General features: G+C 44.2%; 19 protein-coding genes and 2 tRNA genes. 14 read left to right on the top strand and 7 right to left on the bottom strand.

Annotation, left to right across the window (positions count from 1 at the left end; translation table 11 throughout):
* Positions 1 to 14 precede the first annotated feature (14 nt).
* From H8706_RS03900 to H8706_RS03915, 5 genes are all read left to right on the top strand, one after another.
* Positions 15 to 3323 (top strand): stalk domain-containing protein, encoded by a 3309-nt coding sequence (locus H8706_RS03900; protein WP_262431576.1) that lies wholly within the window; start codon positions 15 to 17, stop codon positions 3321 to 3323.
* Positions 3324 to 3544: 221 nt separating this feature from the next.
* Positions 3545 to 3694 carry a hypothetical protein gene (locus H8706_RS03905; RefSeq protein ID WP_262431577.1) on the top strand — a complete coding sequence of 50 codons (150 nt, stop codon included), beginning with the start codon at positions 3545 to 3547 and terminating at the stop codon, positions 3692 to 3694.
* 196 nt (positions 3695 to 3890) lie between these two features.
* Positions 3891 to 4073: a hypothetical protein gene (locus H8706_RS03910; RefSeq protein WP_262431578.1), complete on the top strand. Its 183-nt coding sequence runs from the start codon at positions 3891 to 3893 to the stop codon at positions 4071 to 4073.
* Between the two features lie 38 nt (positions 4074 to 4111).
* Positions 4112 to 4219: a zinc ribbon domain-containing protein gene (locus H8706_RS12410; RefSeq protein WP_394354517.1), complete on the top strand. Its 108-nt coding sequence runs from the start codon at positions 4112 to 4114 to the stop codon at positions 4217 to 4219.
* Complete coding sequence (locus tag H8706_RS03915; protein WP_262431579.1) at positions 4212 to 4367, top strand: DUF4368 domain-containing protein; 156 nt, start codon at positions 4212 to 4214, stop codon at positions 4365 to 4367. Before H8706_RS12410 ends, H8706_RS03915 begins: the two co-directional genes overlap by 8 nt.
* Before the next feature lie 94 nt (positions 4368 to 4461).
* Here the strand turns inward: H8706_RS03915 and H8706_RS03920 are convergent.
* From H8706_RS03920 to H8706_RS03945, 6 genes are all read right to left on the bottom strand, one after another.
* A tRNA-Ser gene (locus tag H8706_RS03920) sits at positions 4462 to 4552 on the bottom strand.
* Between the two features lie 48 nt (positions 4553 to 4600).
* Positions 4601 to 4688, bottom strand: a tRNA-Ser gene (locus tag H8706_RS03925).
* A gap of 96 nt (positions 4689 to 4784) precedes the next feature.
* Entirely contained in the window at positions 4785 to 5621 is an 837-nt protein-coding gene (locus tag H8706_RS03930; protein ID WP_178347162.1) for a MurR/RpiR family transcriptional regulator, read from the bottom strand.
* Between the two features lie 37 nt (positions 5622 to 5658).
* Positions 5659 to 6111, bottom strand: a complete 453-nt coding sequence (locus H8706_RS03935) for an S-ribosylhomocysteine lyase (RefSeq protein WP_178347163.1) — start codon at positions 6109 to 6111, stop codon at positions 5659 to 5661.
* Positions 6112 to 6245: 134 nt separating this feature from the next.
* Positions 6246 to 6872 (bottom strand): uracil phosphoribosyltransferase, encoded by a 627-nt coding sequence (gene upp, locus H8706_RS03940; protein WP_178347164.1) that lies wholly within the window; start codon positions 6870 to 6872, stop codon positions 6246 to 6248.
* A 149-nt stretch (positions 6873 to 7021) separates the two neighbouring features.
* Complete coding sequence (locus H8706_RS03945; RefSeq protein WP_262431580.1) at positions 7022 to 9331, bottom strand: phosphodiester glycosidase family protein; 2310 nt, start codon at positions 9329 to 9331, stop codon at positions 7022 to 7024.
* 166 nt (positions 9332 to 9497) lie between these two features.
* Between H8706_RS03945 and csaB the strand changes: the two genes are divergently transcribed.
* The 5 genes from csaB to H8706_RS03970 all read left to right on the top strand — a co-directional run bounded on the left by csaB (position 9498) and on the right by H8706_RS03970 (position 16269).
* Positions 9498 to 11798 carry a polysaccharide pyruvyl transferase CsaB gene (csaB, locus tag H8706_RS03950; protein ID WP_262431581.1) on the top strand — a complete coding sequence of 767 codons (2301 nt, stop codon included), beginning with the start codon at positions 9498 to 9500 and terminating at the stop codon, positions 11796 to 11798.
* On the top strand, positions 11779 to 12216 hold the full coding sequence (gene ruvX, locus H8706_RS03955) for a Holliday junction resolvase RuvX (protein ID WP_178347167.1): 438 nt from the start codon (positions 11779 to 11781) through the stop codon (positions 12214 to 12216). The genes csaB and ruvX overlap by 20 nt, the downstream gene beginning before the upstream one ends.
* The gene (locus H8706_RS03960; protein WP_262431582.1) at positions 12216 to 12509 is read left to right on the top strand and encodes a DUF1292 domain-containing protein; all 294 of its coding nucleotides are present in this window, start codon (positions 12216 to 12218) and stop codon (positions 12507 to 12509) included. The genes ruvX and H8706_RS03960 overlap by 1 nt, the downstream gene beginning before the upstream one ends.
* A 22-nt stretch (positions 12510 to 12531) precedes the next feature.
* On the top strand, positions 12532 to 14241 hold the full coding sequence (locus tag H8706_RS03965) for a leucine-rich repeat domain-containing protein (protein WP_262431583.1): 1710 nt from the start codon (positions 12532 to 12534) through the stop codon (positions 14239 to 14241).
* A gap of 189 nt (positions 14242 to 14430) precedes the next feature.
* Positions 14431 to 16269 carry a glycoside hydrolase 5 family protein gene (locus H8706_RS03970; protein WP_262431584.1) on the top strand — a complete coding sequence of 613 codons (1839 nt, stop codon included), beginning with the start codon at positions 14431 to 14433 and terminating at the stop codon, positions 16267 to 16269.
* Positions 16270 to 16313: 44 nt separating this feature from the next.
* Here the strand turns inward: H8706_RS03970 and H8706_RS03975 are convergent, their stop codons facing one another.
* Positions 16314 to 17174 (bottom strand): AraC family transcriptional regulator, encoded by an 861-nt coding sequence (locus tag H8706_RS03975; protein WP_262431585.1) that lies wholly within the window; start codon positions 17172 to 17174, stop codon positions 16314 to 16316.
* Positions 17175 to 17411: 237 nt separating this feature from the next.
* Between H8706_RS03975 and H8706_RS03980 the strand changes: the two genes are divergently transcribed.
* Genes H8706_RS03980 through H8706_RS03995 form a run of 4 tightly spaced genes read left to right on the top strand, consistent with a single transcriptional unit; the run spans position 17412 to position 20620 of the window.
* On the top strand, positions 17412 to 18779 hold the full coding sequence (locus tag H8706_RS03980) for an ABC transporter substrate-binding protein (RefSeq protein ID WP_262431586.1): 1368 nt from the start codon (positions 17412 to 17414) through the stop codon (positions 18777 to 18779).
* Between the two features lie 37 nt (positions 18780 to 18816).
* A complete protein-coding gene (locus H8706_RS03985) occupies positions 18817 to 19434 on the top strand; it encodes a carbohydrate ABC transporter permease (RefSeq protein ID WP_262431587.1) in 618 nt (205 codons plus the stop codon).
* Positions 19323 to 19751: a carbohydrate ABC transporter permease gene (locus H8706_RS03990; protein ID WP_262431588.1), complete on the top strand. Its 429-nt coding sequence runs from the start codon at positions 19323 to 19325 to the stop codon at positions 19749 to 19751. Before H8706_RS03985 ends, H8706_RS03990 begins: the two co-directional genes overlap by 112 nt.
* Positions 19752 to 19765: 14 nt before the next feature.
* Entirely contained in the window at positions 19766 to 20620 is an 855-nt protein-coding gene (locus H8706_RS03995; protein WP_262431589.1) for a carbohydrate ABC transporter permease, read from the top strand.
* Positions 20621 to 20631: the final 11 nt, after the last annotated feature.

Raw genomic sequence — 20631 nt, forward strand, 5'->3', positions numbered from 1 at the left:
AAAGGAGGATGAATATGAAAACATCAAAACAATTAATTTCAGTTTTATTGACATTGGTCATGGTTCTCGGCATGATTTCCTCGGCGGCATTTGCTGCCGGCGGAGATTATTCAACCAGAATGGTTGTGGAAAAGGTTTCTAATTCCAATATAGATATTAAATGGATGGCACAAACCAAAAACGGAGCCGTTATGAAAACTGTTTCTGCCATCATATTTAAGTATGACAATACGAAATATGATATGCTGACAAATGACGGTGAGGTTATAACAACAAAAACCATGAGCGACAATCTATTTGGCGAATATACAGATGCATCTTATGCTCAAAGGGTAGCTGTGATAGATTCTCCCGGTCTTTGGAACAACAGCGGAATCTATACGGAAGCAAAAGGGAATTGGACATTTGTTCTTATCAATCTTTTATCGGGCAGTTCAATGGCAAAAAAAGAATACACAACGGAAACCGCTCTCGCAGTTGTTCACTTGAAGCTTAAGAGCGGTTCGGTTGATAGCGGAATTTCACAAGACAGTATTGCATTGGCAACGGCAGCCGAAGCAGATGGCTGTGCTCAGTCGGGTATAGTTGTATTTATAGGTGCAGACAATAAGCCCCTTATCTACGGGAAGACTGATGGCACACCGGACACACTTTCTATAACACCCTCAATTGATGCGGGAACCGGCATAACCTTTATTGCTCCTCCCAAACCTTCTCCAACTATCACAACAGCTCCAACAGCAACCGTAACTTATGGCGACACAGTAAGCGACAGTGCGTTAACGGGCGGAGTGGCTTCCGTTGCAGGAACATTCAAATGGGCAGATGGTGTAACAACCTACGGCAACGCAGGCACAAAAACGCTTAAAGCAAAGTTTGTTCCCACAGATACGGCAAATTATGCAACGGTTGAAGATATTGATGTTAATGTTAAGGTAAACAAGGCGTCGGCGCCTGCTGCTCCCACAGGTTTAAAGGGTATAAAAGGACAGACTTTGTCCACAGTTTCCCTCCCGGGCGGCTGGACTTGGGCTGACGGCACGACAGTTATGAACACTGCCGGAACGCAGACCTTTAAGGCAAATTACACAGATACAACCGGTAATTATGAAAATGCGACAAATGTTGATGTTTCGGTCAATGTAACTGCAAAATCGACCGCAGCTTTGACGGGGCTTACGCAAAGCGGCTGCACCTACGGTGAAACGCTTTCTGCACCGAGCTACACAAAGCCCGCCGGCACGATTGATTCCACAATAAAAGTTACCTATATGGGCAAAGGCGGCACAACCTATGCGGAATCCGCAGCAAAACCCGTAAAATCAGGGACTTACACCGTAAAGTTAACGCTTGAAACGGCGGATACAATTTACAGCGGAACTGCGGACTTCACAATCGCACAAAAAGATGTTACCATACGCGGCTTTAAGGTGCCGAACAGCGCTTATAACGGCGATACGAAAACATCTTTTAATGCAGCCGCCGCAGAAATCGTCGGCAAGATAACGGGCGATGATGTAACCGTTGACACCACCGCCGCAGAGGCAAACTTTGCACAAAAGGATGTCGGCAATGATATTTCCGTTAATTTCACAGGCGTGAAGCTTGCAGGCGCAGATAAGGACAATTACAGAATTAACAGCGTTGAGCCTGCAAAGGCAAACATCTATCAAAGAACTCTTACGGTTAAACCGGACAGCGGCTTGAGCAAAAAATACGGCGAGGCAGACCCCGCATTGAGCAGCACTGTAAGCGGAACTATTTACGGTGAGATGTACATAATTGACGGCAAGCTGGAAAGAGAAGCAGGCGAAAATGTCGGCAATTATAAAATTCTCCTCGGCACGCTGGCTCTTAAAGACAACGGAGCCTTCAAAGCATCAAACTATATACTGAGCCTTGATACGACCGCAGTATACTTTGAGATCAAAAAAGCTCCTGCTCCGTCCGCTCCCACAGGGTTAAGCGGTATGAAGGGTAAAACGCTTGCAACCGTTCCTCTTACAGGCGGCTGGGCTTGGGCTGACGGCACGACAGTTATGAACACTGCCGGAACGCAGTCCTTTAAGGCAAATTACACAGATACAACAGGCAATTATGAAAATGCGACAAATGTTGATGTAACAGTAGAAGTTATTGATAAAACGAATGTCAGCGCAAGCATCACCTTCGCTGACGGCGAGCTGACATATAACGGCGCAGGGCAGGCTTATGAAACCGCAAGCATTTCCGGCATTACGGCAGGCGCTAACCCCGGCTGGACTTATGTTTACGCACCCTCCGGCACAGGCTCGCTCGATGCTTCGGGCAAGCCGCAGAACGCAGGCACATACACCGTAACGGCAACCTATGAGGATGATGACAATTACGGTACAAAGAGCGCCGTGCTTAAAATCAAAAAGGCTGTTCCGACGGGAACTCCGAAGTATACGGAAATAACTTCTTCGGACAAAACTCTTGCAGACGCAGCTATAACGACAACAGGCGCAGACTTCACTGCTTTGGGTACAGTTATCTGGGTGGCTGACGACGGCGTAACACCGCTTCCGGACACAACTGTGGTTGCGGCAAACACCTATTACAAATGGCTGTTCACACCGACCGACACAAACAATTACGAAACACTGACAGGAACAATTCGCCTTTATTACAAATCATCGGGCGGAGGCGGCGGACGAAGCACTTCACGCTACACCGTATCGTTTGAATCGAACGGCGGCAGCAAGGTTTCAAATCAGACCGTTACAAGAAACAGCGTTATGAAAGAGCCGACAGCGCCGACAAAAGAAAACTTTGATTTTGACGGTTGGTACTCGGATAAGAAACTCAAAACCAAGTACGATTTTTCCGCAAAGGTAACAAAGAGCTTCACACTCTATGCAAAATGGACGGAAAAGGATAATTCGGTAAATCAGATTATCTTAACAATCGGCAAAAAGGACACACAGGTATTCGGCAAGGCGAAATCAAATGATGTTGCTCCGAAAATCGTAAACAACCGTACAATGCTTCCGGCAAGGTTTGTTGCCGAAAACCTCGGTGCTGATGTTTCGTGGGACGGCGATAAAGAACTTGTGACGATTAAAGGGAAAAATCTTAAAACAGGTGAGGATGTAACTATACTTATTACCATCGGCGCTGCAACAGCAAAGGTAAACGGCAAGGAAATCAAGCTTGATTCTGCCGCATTTGTTGAGAATGACCGCACCTACACACCAATTCGCTTTATATCCGAGGAACTCGGCGCAAGTGTTGAATGGGTTGAAAAGGATAAGAAGGTAATTATCACAAAGCCCGAAATCAAAAAGGCTGAAACAAAGTAACACTAAATAAAGCTTTCCGAACAGGAAATTGGTGACGGCATAGCAGGCCGCCCGGTATAGAGGCAAAACGCCTTTATTGCCGGGCGGCTTTTTTGTGCCTTTTTATATGATATTACAAAGCAAAGGAAGCGAAAGCGATTACCTCATAAATAAAAAATTGCCCTGCATAGGACAAAATTATGCTTTTTGTCGGATATGCCCTGCGGCACGGAGGACACTTTATGAAGCCAGTGCAAAGCTCAAAAAGCATAAGCCTAAAGGACATCACCGCAAATCTTCGGGAAAACATCACAGAAAACCACCACCGTATCATAGCCGTGCTCCGCCTCTCTCTTTTGTGCAAATTCAACAAAATTTACACAAAAGGGTGAAATTATGAAATTATTTTTTGAAAGTTACAATGGGCTTGTGACATTAGGTACTACAATGAATTTCGGAAGGAGGTGTAACGGCTGTGACGGGTACGGCTATTTAATAGCATAATCAAAGGGATTGATATAATTCGATAACCTTGTTATCTGTATATCAGTCCTTTTGCTTATATTATTAAGTTTTAGGGGGTGCCTTATGATAGAAAAAAATGATTTTATAACAATTAAAGAATCTAAATTGGGAAAGGAATCATCTTTTACAAAAATAAAGGTCAAGGGCGGTTGTGTAATAAATGTGAAAAGCAAATTTAATAATACAGTAGATTTGATTGAAGCACTAAAACAGGGAGTTTTTTTATCAATACAATCTGAACAGTAATTTTTTGCGTTAATCGCTACAATAATGTATAATAGTTATTGAACAGGAGTTTAAGATGCGGTACATATTCAAATCACGGGAAAAATGTATGCACTTCTCATAATATCCGTGAAGAGGTTCTTGAAGCCATTGTGTTAAATGAATAAGTTTTTAGCTCGTGAGTTAATTGAGCCGATAACTGTTTCCGCATATTATAAGGTTGACGGCGAAACAACGCAAGATGTAGACATAAACTATAAATTTGTGGGAAATCTAAAAAATTCAGAAATAAATTTTTTGAAGCAGGCTATGTGATAGCCGTAATATTGCGGCAAAGAAACAACCGCTTTATTATGGCTGTTTTAGGGCAAAAAAATTATGGTCATTATCAAAAATGACCATAAAATTGTGGCGGAGAAGGAGAGATTTGAACTCTCGCGCCGGTTGCCCGACCTACACCCTTAGCAGGGGCGCCTCTTCGACCTCTTGAGTACTTCTCCAAAAAGTTTGCTGAAAATAAAATATTTAATTCACATTGCAAAACAAAGTGGCGGAGAGGCAGAGATTCGAACTCTGGGTGCTGAAAGCATCACTAGTTTTCAAGACTAGCTCCTTAAACCACTCGGACACCTCTCCGTGCAGTTTTGCAACGTAAACTATTATACCAGTTAACGCGCGATATGTCAAGTGTTTTTTGAAAATTTATCCCGTCTTTTTCCAAAAATGAGGAAGTTAATATTTTTTGCTCAAGAGCGCTCTTTCGGTATCTTCAATAGCTTTAAGCGCCAAATCGTCCTTTTGGCACACGAGATAAAGGTAAAGCGCGTCGATAATCGCAAGCTGTGCAATACGCGAATTAAGTCCCAAAATCGAGTGGCGCGTTTCATTTGACGCGGTGAAAAGCACAATGTCGCTTTGCTTTAAAATAGGCGATTTTCCCTCGTTTGTAAGGCAAATTGTGGTTGCGCCGTTGTCGCGCGCAATTTTAAGCGCCTCCACGACGTCTTTCGAGGAACCGGAGTGCGAAACGCCGATTGCAACGTCGCCTTTTTTGAGGTGCGACGCGTTTATCGCCTGCATATGGTTGTCGCTGTACGCAAATGCGTTGCACCCCGCGCGCAGAAATTTATGCTGTGCGTCGATTGCCACCGCGGCGGAATTTCCCAGTCCGTATATAGACACGATTTCCGCGTTTGCAATGGCGTTTGCAGCCTTTTCGATTTCCTCTTTTTTCAGCGCGCCTTTTGTTTTTTCAAGCGAGCAGTAAATGTCGTTTGACACCTTTTCAAAAATTTCAAAACAGCTGTCGCCTTTTTTCACGGTGTCGTCAACGTTCTTTTTGCCCTCGTCGCGCGCGATTGAAATTTTAAGTTCCTGGTATCCGCTGCAGCCGAGCCGGCGCGCAAAACGCACGATTGTCGCCTCGGAACAGTTACATTCCTCCGCAAGCTCGCAAATGGAGAGCGGAATTAAATCGCCCGGGTGCGACAAAATCCAGTCGGCGATTTTTTTCTCGGCACGGCCCATTTTATCATATAAAACTTTCACTTGCAGAAGTGTTCTGTTCATAATTTCCCCCAAAAAATTTTATTTAAGCCATAAAATTTTATTCAATCATAAATTTGTCGGTAAAGCCTTTGGAAAGCGCATTTTTTGCGTATTCTTTCGCAAGCGCAAGGCTGTGAAGTTTGTAATTTCCGCACTGAACCTCGTTCATAGCCGGAACAACCTCGGTTTCAAGCACTTTTTTAAGCGAGTTTTCCACCGCGCCGATAACCGTTTTAACATCGTCCTCGCCCCAGGCGGTCATATAAAAACCCGTTCTGCATCCCATAGGAGATAAGTCGATGATGTTGTCCATATCGTCGCGCATATACGTTGCCAAAAGGTGCTCGAGCGTGTGAATACCCTCGCTTTGCATTTCCTCTTTGTTCGGCTGCATAAAGCGAATGTCAAATTTTGTAACCTTGTCGCCTTTTTCGCCCGTAAGAACGGTGCATTTGCGCACAAACGGCGCTTTAACTTTTGTATGGTCAAGAGCAAAGCTTTCAACTTTCATATAAAGAACCTCCGATTTCGGTAAAATTTCACTAAATTATATTTTACCAAATTTTCAAAAAAATTTCAAGCGTTATTAAACAAAACAAAACCGAGATGCGCGCGCAATCTCGGTTTTATGCGGTAATTTCAAAATTAAAGCGTGCCGAAAAGTCTGTCGCCCGCGTCGCCGAGACCGGGAACGATATATTTTGCTTCGTTGAGTTTTTCGTCGAGCGCACCGCAGTAGATGTCAACGTCGGGGTGAGCCTTCTGCATACATTCAACGCCCTCGGGAGCGGCGATTATGCACATAAGTCTGATGTCTTTTGCGCCTCTCTGCTTGATGAAATCAATAGCCGCAACACTGCTTCCGCCTGTTGCAAGCATAGGGTCAACAACGATAACTTCCCTTTTGTCAACGTCAACGGGGAGTTTGCAGTAATATTCAACAGGTTGTGCCGTTTCGTGGTCGCGGTAAAGACCGATATGTCCTACCTTTGCCGACGGAACTATGTTCATAATTGCGTCAACCATACCGAGACCTGCTCTCAAAATGGGAACAACCGCAATGGGTTTTGCAATTTCTTTTCCGACCATTTTTGTGATGGGTGTTTCAACCTCTTTGTCTACAAGCTTCAAATCTCTTGTTGCCTCATAGCCCATCAAAAGTGCAATTTCGTTAACCAGCTCGCGGAATTCCTTTACCGGTGTGTCCTTATCGCGGAGTTTTGTGATTTTATGAACTATAAGAGGGTGGTCCATAACGTGAACTTTGCTCATTTTGCTGCCTCTTTTCTTAAAGTAATTTTTAAAAGCGTATATCACGCTCAAATCTACAAAATTATACTACATATTACTACAAAAGTCTACATGCTTTTCAAAAAATAGTTATTTTGCACAATAATTGAATGTATATTTGTAAAATTTATTTATTCAAAAACTTTTTTAATACCGTAGGTAACATTGCCGTTTTCAACCGCAAAGCTGAAATATTCGCTGTCGGCATAGTTTGATATGTTGCTGCCGCGTATTCCTTTTAATTCAAAATATTTAACTCCGCCTTTTGCGTAAACCGAGTTAACCTCGCCGTCGTAAAGCACAAATCCGCGTCTGCCCGACTTGTCGGATAGATATTTTTCGGTTAAATCGTCAAACAAATCCTGCTCGTTTTTGCTTTTGAAAACAGGCTTTTCGCGCAAAATCAAAAATACGTTTTTGCTGGTTGTGCCGTCAAGCGCGGATATGATTTTCTGCCACTGCGAAAGAGAATTTCCCGAAATTGTTCCGCCGTAGTTGTTCGCCGTGACAAACAGGCAGTTTTTGTATTCGTAAACCTCGCATACGTCGGTTTTGACGCTCTTGATTTTGGTGTTCACCGAGTCGGTTTTGTTGCCCGAAAAGATTGAAACTTCGGTATTCTGCGCCGTTTTTTCGTTGAATTTGCGGACAATCGCGCGTTCCAAAAGCGTATTTTTTGAAACGGGACTTCCGAACGCGGTGAAATAAAACGAATTTGCGCCGGGCGTGATTTGCTTTAATCCGTCAAGCGACGAAACGTCGTCGGGGAGGGGAATATCCTCCGCGATATTTCCGCAGTAGAGCGCAATGTGCGTGTTGACGTTTTTGCACGCGATTGTCATAATCGCACTGCCCTCTTTCGCGCCGACGAGGTTGTTGCCCTCGCGCGTGAACACGTCGTCGGTGAAGTTTATGTCGGTGTCTTTTAGGTTTATCGGCGCGCTTTTGCCGTCCTTGTCACAGCCCTCAAGGCTGATGTACTGCTTTTCGCCGGCTCCGAGTTTTACGGTTTTTGTGCTGGGATAAATTGCGGAAATGTCACCGAGAACCGTAAATTCGCAGGACGCTTCTATAACGTTTTCATCAATTCCGTTTTCGTATGTTGCAAAAACCTTGCCGACACCCTCGGTTTCGGGATAGTAAAATCCGTCCTCGATTTTGCCGTTTTCACAGCTCCATTCCACAACGTCGGGTGCAACGGCGCCGATATACATTCCGTTTTCGTCGTACAAAAGGCTTTCCACAAGAGTGGACGTGCCTTTAAAAACGGTACTGCTTGCAGGCTTTAACACCATTTTTGACGCATTGCCTTTTGTTGCGGTCATTTTTATGCCGATACCGTTTATGACACTGCGCAGACTGCCCTCGCTCGGGAGGTTTATAACCTCGTTTGCGCCCGTTTCGGTGTTTTTTGCAACCATTGTCGTCGAACCGCCTCCGTCGAGGTTTATCGCGTTGTATATTCCGTTGTTTATGAGGATTTCCGATAATTCCGCGAGTGACACTCCGATACTGTCCGCCTGACGTCCGTCCACGGTGATGAGGTAAAGGGTTTTGCCGTCCTTGTCAAGTCCGAGCGCGGTGCGCGGATTTAACCCTGCAATGTTGTGAGTGTTTTTCGCGGTTTTTCCGTCTTTTACAAGCAGTGTTCCTCCGCCCATTGCAAGGTTTATGTTTTCGTAATTCGGCTGAAGCGAGATGTCAAACACAATTTTGTCGCCGATTTGGAAGTTGTCAAGCAGAAATGTCGTTCGGTCTTTCAAAAACGACAGAACATAGCCGTTTTCGGGGATTTTGCACGGACCTGCGTCGTAGTTTATTGCGGTCACGGTGTCGTCCTCAACCACCATTTCAACCTGATATGCGTGCGAGCCGGGTGAGGTTTCGCCCCATTTGGAATTATACATAACAATTCCGTCCAAATCGTCGTATTTGTTGATGTGCTTAATCTGCGTTCCCTCGCCGTTGGGCGCGGTCACGGTCATATATGTGTCAATGTAGTCGAAAAGCATATGTTTGTCGTCGGTTTTCACAAAAACCGCGTTGGACGTGCTTGCCTTTGCGTAGGACGTGAGCTTTTCACCGTCTTTTATCTCAACGCCGACGGGGCTTCCTTTGCCCTTTTCGGTGCTCGACCACGAGAAAAAGTCGCCGTTTACCGCAACGTATGTATCGGCTTTCTCGGCAAGCGTTTTAACGTTTGTAAGCTTTCGTATGTCGTTTTCGTCCTTCAAAAGTTCCGCGTCGATGTAGTCTTTCGACAGGTCGGCGCTTGCAATGTTGATGTTCAGCCAGCCGTTTTTGGTCAGCGAGCGGATATGTGAAATTTTAAGTCCGTCGATATATTCCGTTTCGTCATACAGACTGTATATCGGCGCCGCCGCGTATGCCGACGTAAAAACAAGCATAAGTGCGAGAATAAGCGATGTCAGTTTTTTCAATTTGCCAAAACTCCTTTATATTAAAGTTGATTTCATTATACATCACATATAAATTTATGTAAATATATTTTGCGTTATTTAATAAAATTGTAATTGAAATTTTTTTGAATATGTGGTAATATATACAATGTAATATTATGTATTTTTGATAGTGAGGTACATTAAAATGAAAAGAATAAGAGTATTGCTTGCGCTTATGGGGCTTGAAATCGGCGGTGCCGAAACGCACGCCGTGGAACTTGCAAAATATTTGTGCAAAAAAGGATATATTGTTTATGCGGTGTCGAGCGGAGGAGTTTACGAAAAAGAACTTGCCGACGCCGGAGTGCGTCATTATTACGCGCCTCTTACAAAAAAAGACCCGATAAGTATGTATAAATCATACAGTGTGATTAAAAATGTGGTACTGCGCGAAAAAATCGACTTAATCCACGCGCACGCGAGGATACCTGCTTTTGTAAGCTCTCTTGTGAAAAAGAAACTCGGTATTCCGCTTGTTTCCACCGTTCACGGGGTGTATTCCACAGCTTGGCACTACAAAATGCTCACAAACTGGGGCGACGAGGCGGTGTGCGTGAGCGAGGACGTGCAGAAATACGTCATTGAAAACTACAACTTTTCGCCCGACAACACGCTTATCACAATAAACGGCATTGATACCGACGTTTTTTCTGGCGATTTTATACACTACGACACGCTTGCCGAGTTTAATCTGCCCGAGCACGCGTTCAAAATAGTGTGCGTCAGCCGTCTTGATGCAGGCAACACCAACGCGGCATACTCGCTTTTGAGCATTGCCGGCAAATTGAGCGAGCAGATTGACGAACTTAAAATTATTATGGTGGGAGGCGGCAGCGAATTTGAAAAGATAAGCGCGCTTTGCGACGAGAAAAACAGTGAGCTGAAAAAGGAAATTTTTGTTATGACAAATTCGCGCACCGACGTTCATAAGTTTTTGTCAATAGCCGACGTTTTTGTAGGCATAAGCCGTGCCGCGCTCGAGGCTATGAGCGCGCGCGTTCCCGTAATTCTTACGGGTCAGTTCGGTTACGGCGGAATTTTTTCGCCCGACAATCTCGATGTTTGCCTTAAGAACAATTTCACCTGCCGCGGTGAGGACTTCGCGTCGGACAACACATTTTTTGAAGATATTATGACCGTTTACAATATGCCGAACGAAAAAAGGTCGGCGCTCACGCAGTTCGGGCGCGAAACTGTTTTGAAAAACTATTCGGTAACCGCAATGGCGGAGAACACCATAACCGCGTATAAAAAGGTTCTGCGCGAAAAAGCGAACAGCTACGATTTTATGATTTCGGGATATTTCGGCTTTAACAATTCGGGCGACGACGCGCTTTTGCAGGCTATGCTCGACAACCTCAAAAGCCTTGACAAAGATGTGAGAATTGTGGTTTTGTCGCGCCGTCCCGACGAAACTGTGAAACGGTATAACGTCGACGCGATAAACCGATTTTCTCCGTTTAAGGTGATGAAAGTGATGAACCGCACAAAAGTGCTTTTGAGCGGGGGAGGTTCGCTTATTCAGGACGTCACCAGCACAAAATCAATTTTATACTATCTCACAATTATGAAAACCGCACTCAAAAAACATATGTCGCTTATGGTATATGCAAACGGCGTAGGACCGATAAACAGGGCGAAAAACCGCCGTCTTACAAAGAAAATTTTCGATAAGGCGGATATTATCACCCTGCGCGAGGAGGGTTCGCTCAAACTTCTTAAAGAAATCGGCGTGACGAACGATAACATTATTCTCACTGCCGACCCGGCGCTTAATCTTGTGCCGTCCGACGCGGAACTTACCGAAAATGTTTTAAGGTCGCACGGAATAAAGGGCGATATAAATTTAATCGGCGTGTCGGTGCGCGAATGGAACAAAAACGAGCACAATTTTGAAAAAACTTTTGCGAAAAATCTCGACATTATCTGCCGTATGAATAACGTTTACCCCGTTTTTCTGCCTATGCAACTGCCGAATGATTTGGAATTTTCAAAGAAAATCTGCGAAAATCTCGAAACGCCGTATTACATCATCGGCACGCGTTACGACGAGAAAATTTTTGCCGGTATAATTTCGCGGTGTTCGCTTTTAATCGGTATGCGCCTCCATTCGCTCATCTATGCGGCGAGCGTGTGCGTGCCTATCGTCGGCATTGTCTATGACCCGAAAGTTAAAAGCTTTCTCGATTACGTCGGTCAGACGCATTTTATCGGCGCGGAAAAAATTTCGGGCGAGAATTTTATAGGCATAATAAGCGACTGTTTAAAAAACAAAGACACGATAAAGGAAGAATTTAAAAAACGAATAGACGTTCTTTGCAAAAAGGCGAAATACAACGCGGACATTGCAATGAAACTTCTTAATAAGGAAACGATTATCACATTTGACGCGGAGGAAAACGCGGAAAATACCGAGGAGGCGCACAGTGAGAATACTGGGGATTGATTACGGCGACGCAAGAGTGGGAGTTGCGGTGTCCGACCCTCTGCTTTTTACGGCGCAGGGCATAAAAACACTGCCGAACAAGGTTTTTGACAAAATGCTTTTGAGTCTTGACGAAATTTACAGCGAATACAAGCCGGAAAAAATCGTTTTGGGATTTCCCAAAAATATGGACGGTTCGGTGGGATTTCGGGGCGAAATAACGCTTGAATTTAAAAAAACGCTGGAGGAAAGATATAAAAACAGCGAGGTTGTTTTGTATGACGAACGGCTTACAACCGTTATGGCGGACAGATTTCTTTCGGCGACAAACACGCGCGGAAGCGGACGCAAAAAGGTTATCGACACCGTATCTGCGGCGGTGATTTTGCAGAATTATCTCGACAGCGAGAGAAATAATATTTTAAAAGGAGAAAAATGATGAGCGAATTTAATTTTAACGAAAATAAAGAGAGAAATATTATACCTTTTGAGGACGAAAACGGAAACAAAGTGAATTTTGAAGTGATAGACGCGTTTAAAATGGACGGAAGCGAATACGTTGCACTGCTCCCTGCCGATGACGACGATTACGACACCGAGGTGTTTATTATGCGTATCGAAAAAGAGGGCGAGGACGACGTTTTGGTGTATATCGAAAATGATGAGGAGCTGGACGACGCGTTCGAGATGTTTAAAGACCGTATGGGCGACGAGTACGACTTTTTGGACTGATATTTTATAGGGGGAGTGTAAAATGATGAAGAAATTTTTGTGTATTGTGTTGGCATTGTCAATGGTGATGTGCCTTGCGCCGAACGTTTTTGCGGAAGACGTCATTGCCGAGGGAAAATGCGGTGACAGCGTTACGTGGAAGATAGTTGGAAATACGCTTACGTTCAGCGGAAGCGGTGCAATGGACGAATTTATTGATATGGCTTGGTATAGTTACAGAAACGATATATATAATGTTGTTATAGAGGAAGGAATAACATATCTTACGCACGAATTGTTATGTGATTTGAAATGGTTTTCCTCGGTTAAAATTCCCGACAGTGTTACGAGTGTCGGCACACTTATATTCAGTAACTGCACGGGGCTTGAAACTGTTGAAATAGGCAAGGGTTTAAAGTCAATCACGCCGTCTGCGTTTTCTAACTGCCCAAATCTTGAAGAAATTGCCGTTTCGCCTGAAAATGAAAATCTTGCAAGTGTCGGCGGAGTGCTTTTTAACAAAGACATAACAAATCTTATATATTTTCCGAACGGCTGGTTCGATAAGGAAAATATCGGAGAAAATGAGGGCAACTATACAATTCCCGATACGGTGACGAAAATTACCGACGGCGCTCTTAACGGAAAACTGTATTTAAAAAACTTTTATACAAATGAAAATTCCGCATACACCGCAGAGAACGGTGTGCTGTTTAATAAGGATAAAACCGAGCTTGTGCGCTATCCGTCGGGAAACGAAAGAAGTACATACATTATTCCCGAAAGCGTACAGAACATTTACGAAAGTGCGTTTTCGTATGCCAAAAATCTGACGGACGTAACACTTCCGCAGAATATAAGCAAACTTGCTGATAATACATTTTCTGACTGCACAAATCTCAAAGGTATAGAAATACCGAAAAATGTTACCGAAATCGGAAGTTATGCCTTTTCAGACTGTTCAAATCTTGAAAAGGCGGTTCTGCACGACGGCATTGTTACGCTTGGGAGCGGTGTATTCTATGAATGCGGTGCGCTTAAATATGCCGATATTCCGAAAAATCTTACGGAAATTCCGCGCAGTACCTTTTACGGCTGTGAAAGCCTCAAAAATATAAAATTGCCGGGTTCTGTAAAAACCGTTGATTTTTCTGCTTTTCAGCGATGCACGTCGCTGACGGAAATTGATATTCCGCAGAGTGTCACTTTGATTAACAGCAGTGCCTTTGAAGATTGCGAAAGTTTGAAAACCGTCACATTCCGAAACAGCGGTGTTATTAAGGCTTACGTGTTTTCGGGGTGTCCGAATTTGACACGCGTTAATATTTTTTCGGACAGTATCATAATTTGGGGCGATACGTTTTATGATGAAGCGGAAAAAACAAAAGATATATATTTTGCCGTTTCTGCCGATAATGTTGTGACGGGACGTGAAGACGGCAAAGTTTGCGTAGAGGACCTTTCCGAGGACGGCGGACTAAAGAATGTACGGCTTCACTGCAACACGCCGTGCACGGTGTCGTCGGTGACGGAAAACGAGGAGAAAGCGACCGTTTCGGTTAACGCGAAAAATATAGACGCGCAGTCGAAGGTCACGGTAGGATTTTACAAAAACGGTGCGCTTGCCGACATAAAAGTGTGTGATGTATCCGACCTCACAGCCGAAACGGACAAAGATTTCGACACCGTAAAAATTATGACGTTCCCGTCTTTGCCGTCACTCGAACCGCTTTGCATAAAAGAGGAATTGTAAAATATAACACGGACATCGCGAAGATGTCCGTGGTTTTGTATGCAGACTTTTTAAACATTTATTTTACACAAATAAATGTTTATTTTTTTTATTGATTATATCCGCGAAATAAAGTAAAATCAAGGTGAAAGCACAAAAACTTTATTTCGGAAACGAAATTTACATAAGTCAAAAAAGGAGAAGATTTTTATGGAATTTATGCTCGGCTGTAACTATTGGGCGTCAAACGCGGGCGCGCTTATGTGGGAGCGGTGGGACGCGGACGCGGTGGACAAGGATTTGAAGGTGCTGTCCGAAAACGGCGTTTCTTATATGCGCGTTTTCCCGAACTGGCGCGATTTTCAGCCTGTCAAAGTTATGCGCCAGTGGGCAGGAAACGAATATGAGTATCTTATGACCGATGAGAGTTTTCCGACAAACGAAAATTATCTTGACGAAACAATGCTTGCACGGTTTAACGAATTTTGCAGTATTGCGGAAAAATATAACATCAAACTGATTGTGGGACTTTTGACCGGCTGGATGAGCGGACGGCTGTTTGTTCCGCCGATTTTGGAGGGACTTAATCTTTACACTGACCCGACTGCGCTTTTGTTTGAAATGCGCTTTATAAAAGGCTTTATCGGCGCAACAAAGCATCAAAAATCAATTTTTGCGTGGGATTTGGGCAACGAGTGCAACTGCCTAACATACACCGAATACCGCAGCACCGCCTCGTCGTGGACGGCGATTGTTGCAAACACCATAAAGGCATACGACAGCACGCGTCCCGTCGTTTCGGGTATGCATTCGCTCGGCACTGAAAACGCGTGGACGATTTTCGACCAGGCGGAGCACACCGATATTCTCACCACTCACCCTTATCCGCATTTTGTTCCGCATTGCTTTAAAAACACGCTCACCTCACAGCGTACGCTCCTGCACCCGTCGTGCGAAACCGCGTACTATTCCGACATCGGCAAAAAGCCGTGCTTTGTTGAGGAAATCGGCACGCTTGGACCTATGACGTGTAACGACGAAACCGCGTCAAAATTTTTGTTCAATAACCTTTTTTCGGTGTGGGCGAACGGGTCGAAAGGCTTGATGTTCTGGTGTAATTCCGACTTTGCCGACATCGACAGAGCGCCGTATACCTGGGATATGATGGAGGACGAGCTGGGTCTTGCCGATAAAGAGCGCAAACCGCGCAAAACGCTTTTGGCGATAAAGAAATTTTCGCAGTTTTTGAAAAAATTCGGCGGTGAAATCAATCCGCCCGAAAAGGACGCAGTGCTTATTTCGACACGAAATCAGGACGCTTGGGGAGCGGCATATTCGGCATATATTCTTGCAAAACAGAACGATTTAACTCTTTCGTTTGCGTGGAGCGACCAAAAGCTTCCCGACTCGGAAATTTATATGCTTCCGTCAATTTGCAGTACGCGCGTTATGTGTATGGAGCGCTATCTCGAACTTTTGGAGCGCGTGCGTAACGGCGCCGCGCTTTATATATCCAACGACAACGGATTTGTTGCGAAATTTGCCGAAATTTCAGGCATTGAGGTTGTAAATTCGCTTGAAGTTGACGAGGACGGATTTACCGAACTCTACGGCGAAAAGATAGAATTTAAGCGCAGAAAAAGGTATATTGTAAAGCCCTGCGGTGCAAAAGTTTTGTCGTACGATAACCTCGGAAATCCGGCAATCTGCGAAAACAAATACGGCAAGGGCAGAGTTTTTTACGTCAATTTTCCGCTTGAAACAATGCTTGCCGACGACAGTTTCGGCTTTGAACAGAACAGGCATCTTGTGTATAAAAAACTTTTTGAAAATACCGAGCAAATTGTGCGTTCAAACGACATAAAAATGTCGGTTACGCGCCATAAGCACGGTGAAAAATACATCTGCACAGCGATAAATTACGGTGACGAAAGCCTCAAAAACAAGATTGAAATTTCAAAGGATTTTGCCGTTTCAAAGGTGATTTACGGCGATATTGAAAATGTTGAACCTCACGATGCGTGCGTGTTTGAAATTGAGAAAATATGAAAATAAAAAATGCTCTCAACAGTTTATGCTGAGAGTATTTTTTGCTATACAAGCTTGTTTTTATACCGTATCGGCGTTTCGCCCATAATTCTTTTAAAATGTTTTGAAAATGTGCTGATGTCACAAAATCCCGTTTTTTCCGCCGCCTCGGCAACGCTTGTCTGACCTTCCTCCAAAAGACGCGCCGCATTCATAATCTGAATGTGCAGAATGTACTGATGAAGCGACGAACCTGTGTGCGTTTTAATCATATGGTTAAGGTAGTTTGGATGGAACGAAAAAATTTCGCCCAGCTTTTTGTTTGTGAGATTTTCGTTGTAATGCTCGTGAATGTATGTGAGCACCTTTTCGGTTTTGTAGTTTGCATTCTGCGAGAAAAAGTCGTTGAAAGTGAGCGAGCGCACGCAGTTTGCAAGACAGTGCGAAAAATACGCGTTAACCTGTGTGCGGCAGCAAATAACCTTGTGCGAATATTCGTACTCGGCTTTGACAAGGTGCTTTTCAATTTTTTTAATGTTCGGAATATACAAAATTCCGTTAAATTCCTCCACGTCCTCAAAGTCGCTTTTGCGCAGAATTTCACTGTGTTTAAAGCTTAAAATGCGCGAAAGATGGACGGGAAGATTAAGGTGCGAAAAATCTTGAGTATAGTCAAAATTTACCGCAATATATTTTGCCGCGCCGTCCTCGAGCGACGAAATCTGATACGGTATTCCGGGCGCTATGATAAGCACGCTCGACGTGTTCATAATATATTCGGTGCCGTTTACGACGATACATCCCGTGCCGTCAAGAGTGTAAAACATACGTGCGTCGTAGGCTACAAAAAGCTCGAATTTCGTTGTTTTGTCCACGTCAAGATAGCGTATGTATCTTACGAAAGGCGAAATATCTTCCAATTTCAAAACAATTCCTCCCAAATATTTATTTTACACAAATTTTAGTTTGCTTTGTTACTTGATTATACACAAAAAAGACTGTAAAATCAAGATGTAAAATAAAATTTTTATACTGCGGAAAATCCTGCTTTAAAACAGAGCAAAAACATCTGTTTTTACTGCGGTAAATTTTGCCGTTTGTTTTTTATTTTATTTGTGTTAGAATTAAAAAAATATATAAATTTAATTCAGGGGGTTTTCAAAATGAAAAAAATTGTTTCTTTGGCGCTTGTGCTTTGCCTTGCGCTCGGCGCACTCGCGGGATGCGGAAGTAAAAATACCGCAGACACAAAAAAAGTTGTTATGTGGTCGCACAATTCGCACGCAAAGTCGGCGCTTGTTGAAATTATCGACGATTTTAACAAGGGCAGAGGAAAAGAAATCGGCGTTGAAATTGAGCTTGTTATGAAAGAAAACGAGATGGAAAAAATGCTTGACCTTGCTTTCTCATCGGGTCAGGCGCCCGACATCTTCACGGCGTGCAGCTTCCAGAAACAGGCGGAGGCAGGAAATCTTTTGGATATTTCCACACTTCCCGGAATGGAAAAATACATAGAAAAATATGACGGCCAGCTTGCGGAATTAAGATGCAAGTATCATGGCGTGCTTTATGCAATCCCCACCGTTGCAACAACAAGCGGTGTTGCCTATAACAAAGATTTGTTCAAGGCGGCGGGCATTGTTGACGAAAACGGAGAGGCAAAAGCACCCAAAACTCTTGCAGACATCAGAGAATACGCGAAAAAACTCACCGATACGTCCAAAAGACAGTACGGCATTGCATACGCTATGAAATACGGCGGTTGGTTCGGCTCGACAATTCAGAGCCCGTCAATGGTAAACTGCGGATACAACGGCTATAACCCCGTTACCGGAACATTTGACTATACAAACCTTAAAGACACAATGCAGCTTGTGCTCGACATCAAAAAAGACGGCAGTTATTACCCGGGATGCGAAACAATGGAAAACGACACCGCAAGAGCGCTTTTTGCGGAGGGACTTATCGGTATGATTTATGCCGATTCGTGGGATGTCGGCGTTTTTGACACGCAGTTCTCCACAAAAATCGACTGGGCGGTTGCTCCTCTCCCCGTTGCTGACGAAAACGCGCAAGTCTACAAACAGGTTATGGGCTGCGGACTTTCAACTTATATGAACAGCAAAATTACCGATAAAATCACAAAAGAACAGGCTTTTGAAATTTTTGAGCTTTTGAACGGAAAAGAAAAACAGAAAAAATTCTATGAAAAAGGCATTGACATTCCCTATGACAGCGAGGTTATAAAAGAGGCGGATTCGTCCAAACTCAACCCGAAATTCAAACAGTTTGCCGAGCTTGTAAACATCAGCATACTTCCGCCCGTTACCATAAAATACGACATCGGCACCGAGAGAAATCTTTCGACACGCTTTGCCGAGGACGTTTGGGCAGGCAAAACAACCGACCTTGACAAGCTTTTGACCGACTATTCAAAAATTGTTAACGACGGCGTGAAAAAATACGCGGACGCTCACCCCGAATACGACGGAAAATCTTTCCTTGTTGAAAACTGGGACGCAAGAAGATAAAATAAGCGTATTTAAACAAATTTAAGAGGTGTATTTAATGAAAACAACAATGAATATGCGAAGCGGAGTGAAAATCAAAAGCGGACGTCTTTCGGACAGCGCGCAGTGCTACCTGCTTTTAGGACTTCCTCTTATCGGATTTTTCGTGTTTACGCTTTATCCGATTTTGTGGGCGATGCGCCTTTCGTTTTTCTATCACGACGGCATACCGTCAAACACCGTTTTTGTGGGCATTGAAAACTTTGTAAACGCGTTCAAAGACAAGGTGTACTGGGGCACGTGGCTCACAACACTGCAATTTGCGGTTATGAAACTTCCGATAGAGCTTCCGCTCGCGCTTGTTCTTGCGGTTTTGCTCAATAAAAAAATAAAAGGCTCGGGATTTTTCAGAACGGTGTATTTTATGCCTACCGTCATCAGCGCGGCGCTTATCGCGCTGATGTTTTCAAACCTTTTCAGCGTGTTCGGCATTGTTAATATGTACCTTATAAAGCTTGGAATTATTAAGGATTTTTTAACTGGTTTGAAACAAAATCCACCGCAATGTGGGTGCTGGTTATTTCGTCGATATGGAATACCTTCGGTACAAACATTCTGTATTTTCTCGGCGCACTGCAAAACGTGCCCGAGGACTGCTACGAGGCGGCGAAAATAGACGGCGCCGGAAAATTTACAACGTTTTTCAAAATTACAATTCCGCTTATCGCGCCCGTTGCACAGACGATACTTCTTCTTTCGATAAACGGAACGCTCCAGACGGGCGAATACGTAATACTTTTGACAAACGGCGCTCCGGGCGGTGCAACCTACACCGCAGGCGCGTATCTTATCGGCAAGTTTGCGCCGGGCTTTGCCGAAACGACGGCAAACATCGGCTACGGCTGTGCGCTTTCGCTTGTAAACACCGCCATAACGGCGTCGGTTGCGGCATTCTACTTAAAAGCAAGCAAAAAAATGACAAACATATATTGATGGGGGTGTACTGATTGGATAACAAAAGAAATCTTGCCGATACAATTATTACACTCTTCGTGCTTGTAATTGTGACGCTTATAACGCTTTTTCCGCTTGTTTACACAGCGGCGTCGTCGTTTAAAACCAACGCGGAAATTTTAGCGTATCCCGAAAGAATATTTTCGCTCAATCCCACGTGGGACAACTACAAAACAGTGTTCCGCTCCGACTCGATAAACATTATGCGTATGACGTGGAACAGCCTTTACTACACAATTTTCAGCGTTATTGTGGTGCTGATTACTTCGTCGGTGTCGGGATATGTTTTCTCGCGCGGTGAGTTTAAGTTTAAAAAGACGATTTTCACAATTTTTTCGTCGCTTATGTTTTTGTCATTCGGTTCGGTTACACTTTACCCGAAGTTTGACATCTTAACCGCACTGCACCTTAACAAGTCGCTTTTCGGACTTATCGTGTTAAAATGTTTCGGCATACCGATTGTAAATATGTATCTGGTGCGCGGATATGTAAACACGCTCCCGAAAGAACTGGACGAATCGGCAAAGCTTGACGGGTGCTCGTTTACGGGGACGTTTTTCCGCATAATCGCACCGCTTTTAAAGCCGATACTCGCGACCGTCGGAATTTTGACATTCCAGAACACCTGGAACGAATACCTGCTTCCGGCGATTTTCACCGCAGGACTTCCCGAACAGCAGCCCCTTATCGTGGGCATAACGTCACTGCGTACGTCGGGCGAGGCGGCGTCGTCCTGGAACCTTATGCTCGCCGGAACGACAATAGCGGTTATTCCCGTGCTTTTTGCATATGCGTTCGGCAACAAATATTTTGTTGCCGGTCTTGCAAACGGCGCGGTTAAGGGATAATTTACACGGAG

The sequence above is a fragment of the Qingrenia yutianensis genome (genome assembly GCF_014385105.1).
Classification (GTDB): domain Bacteria; phylum Bacillota; class Clostridia; order UMGS1810; family UMGS1810; genus Qingrenia; species Qingrenia yutianensis.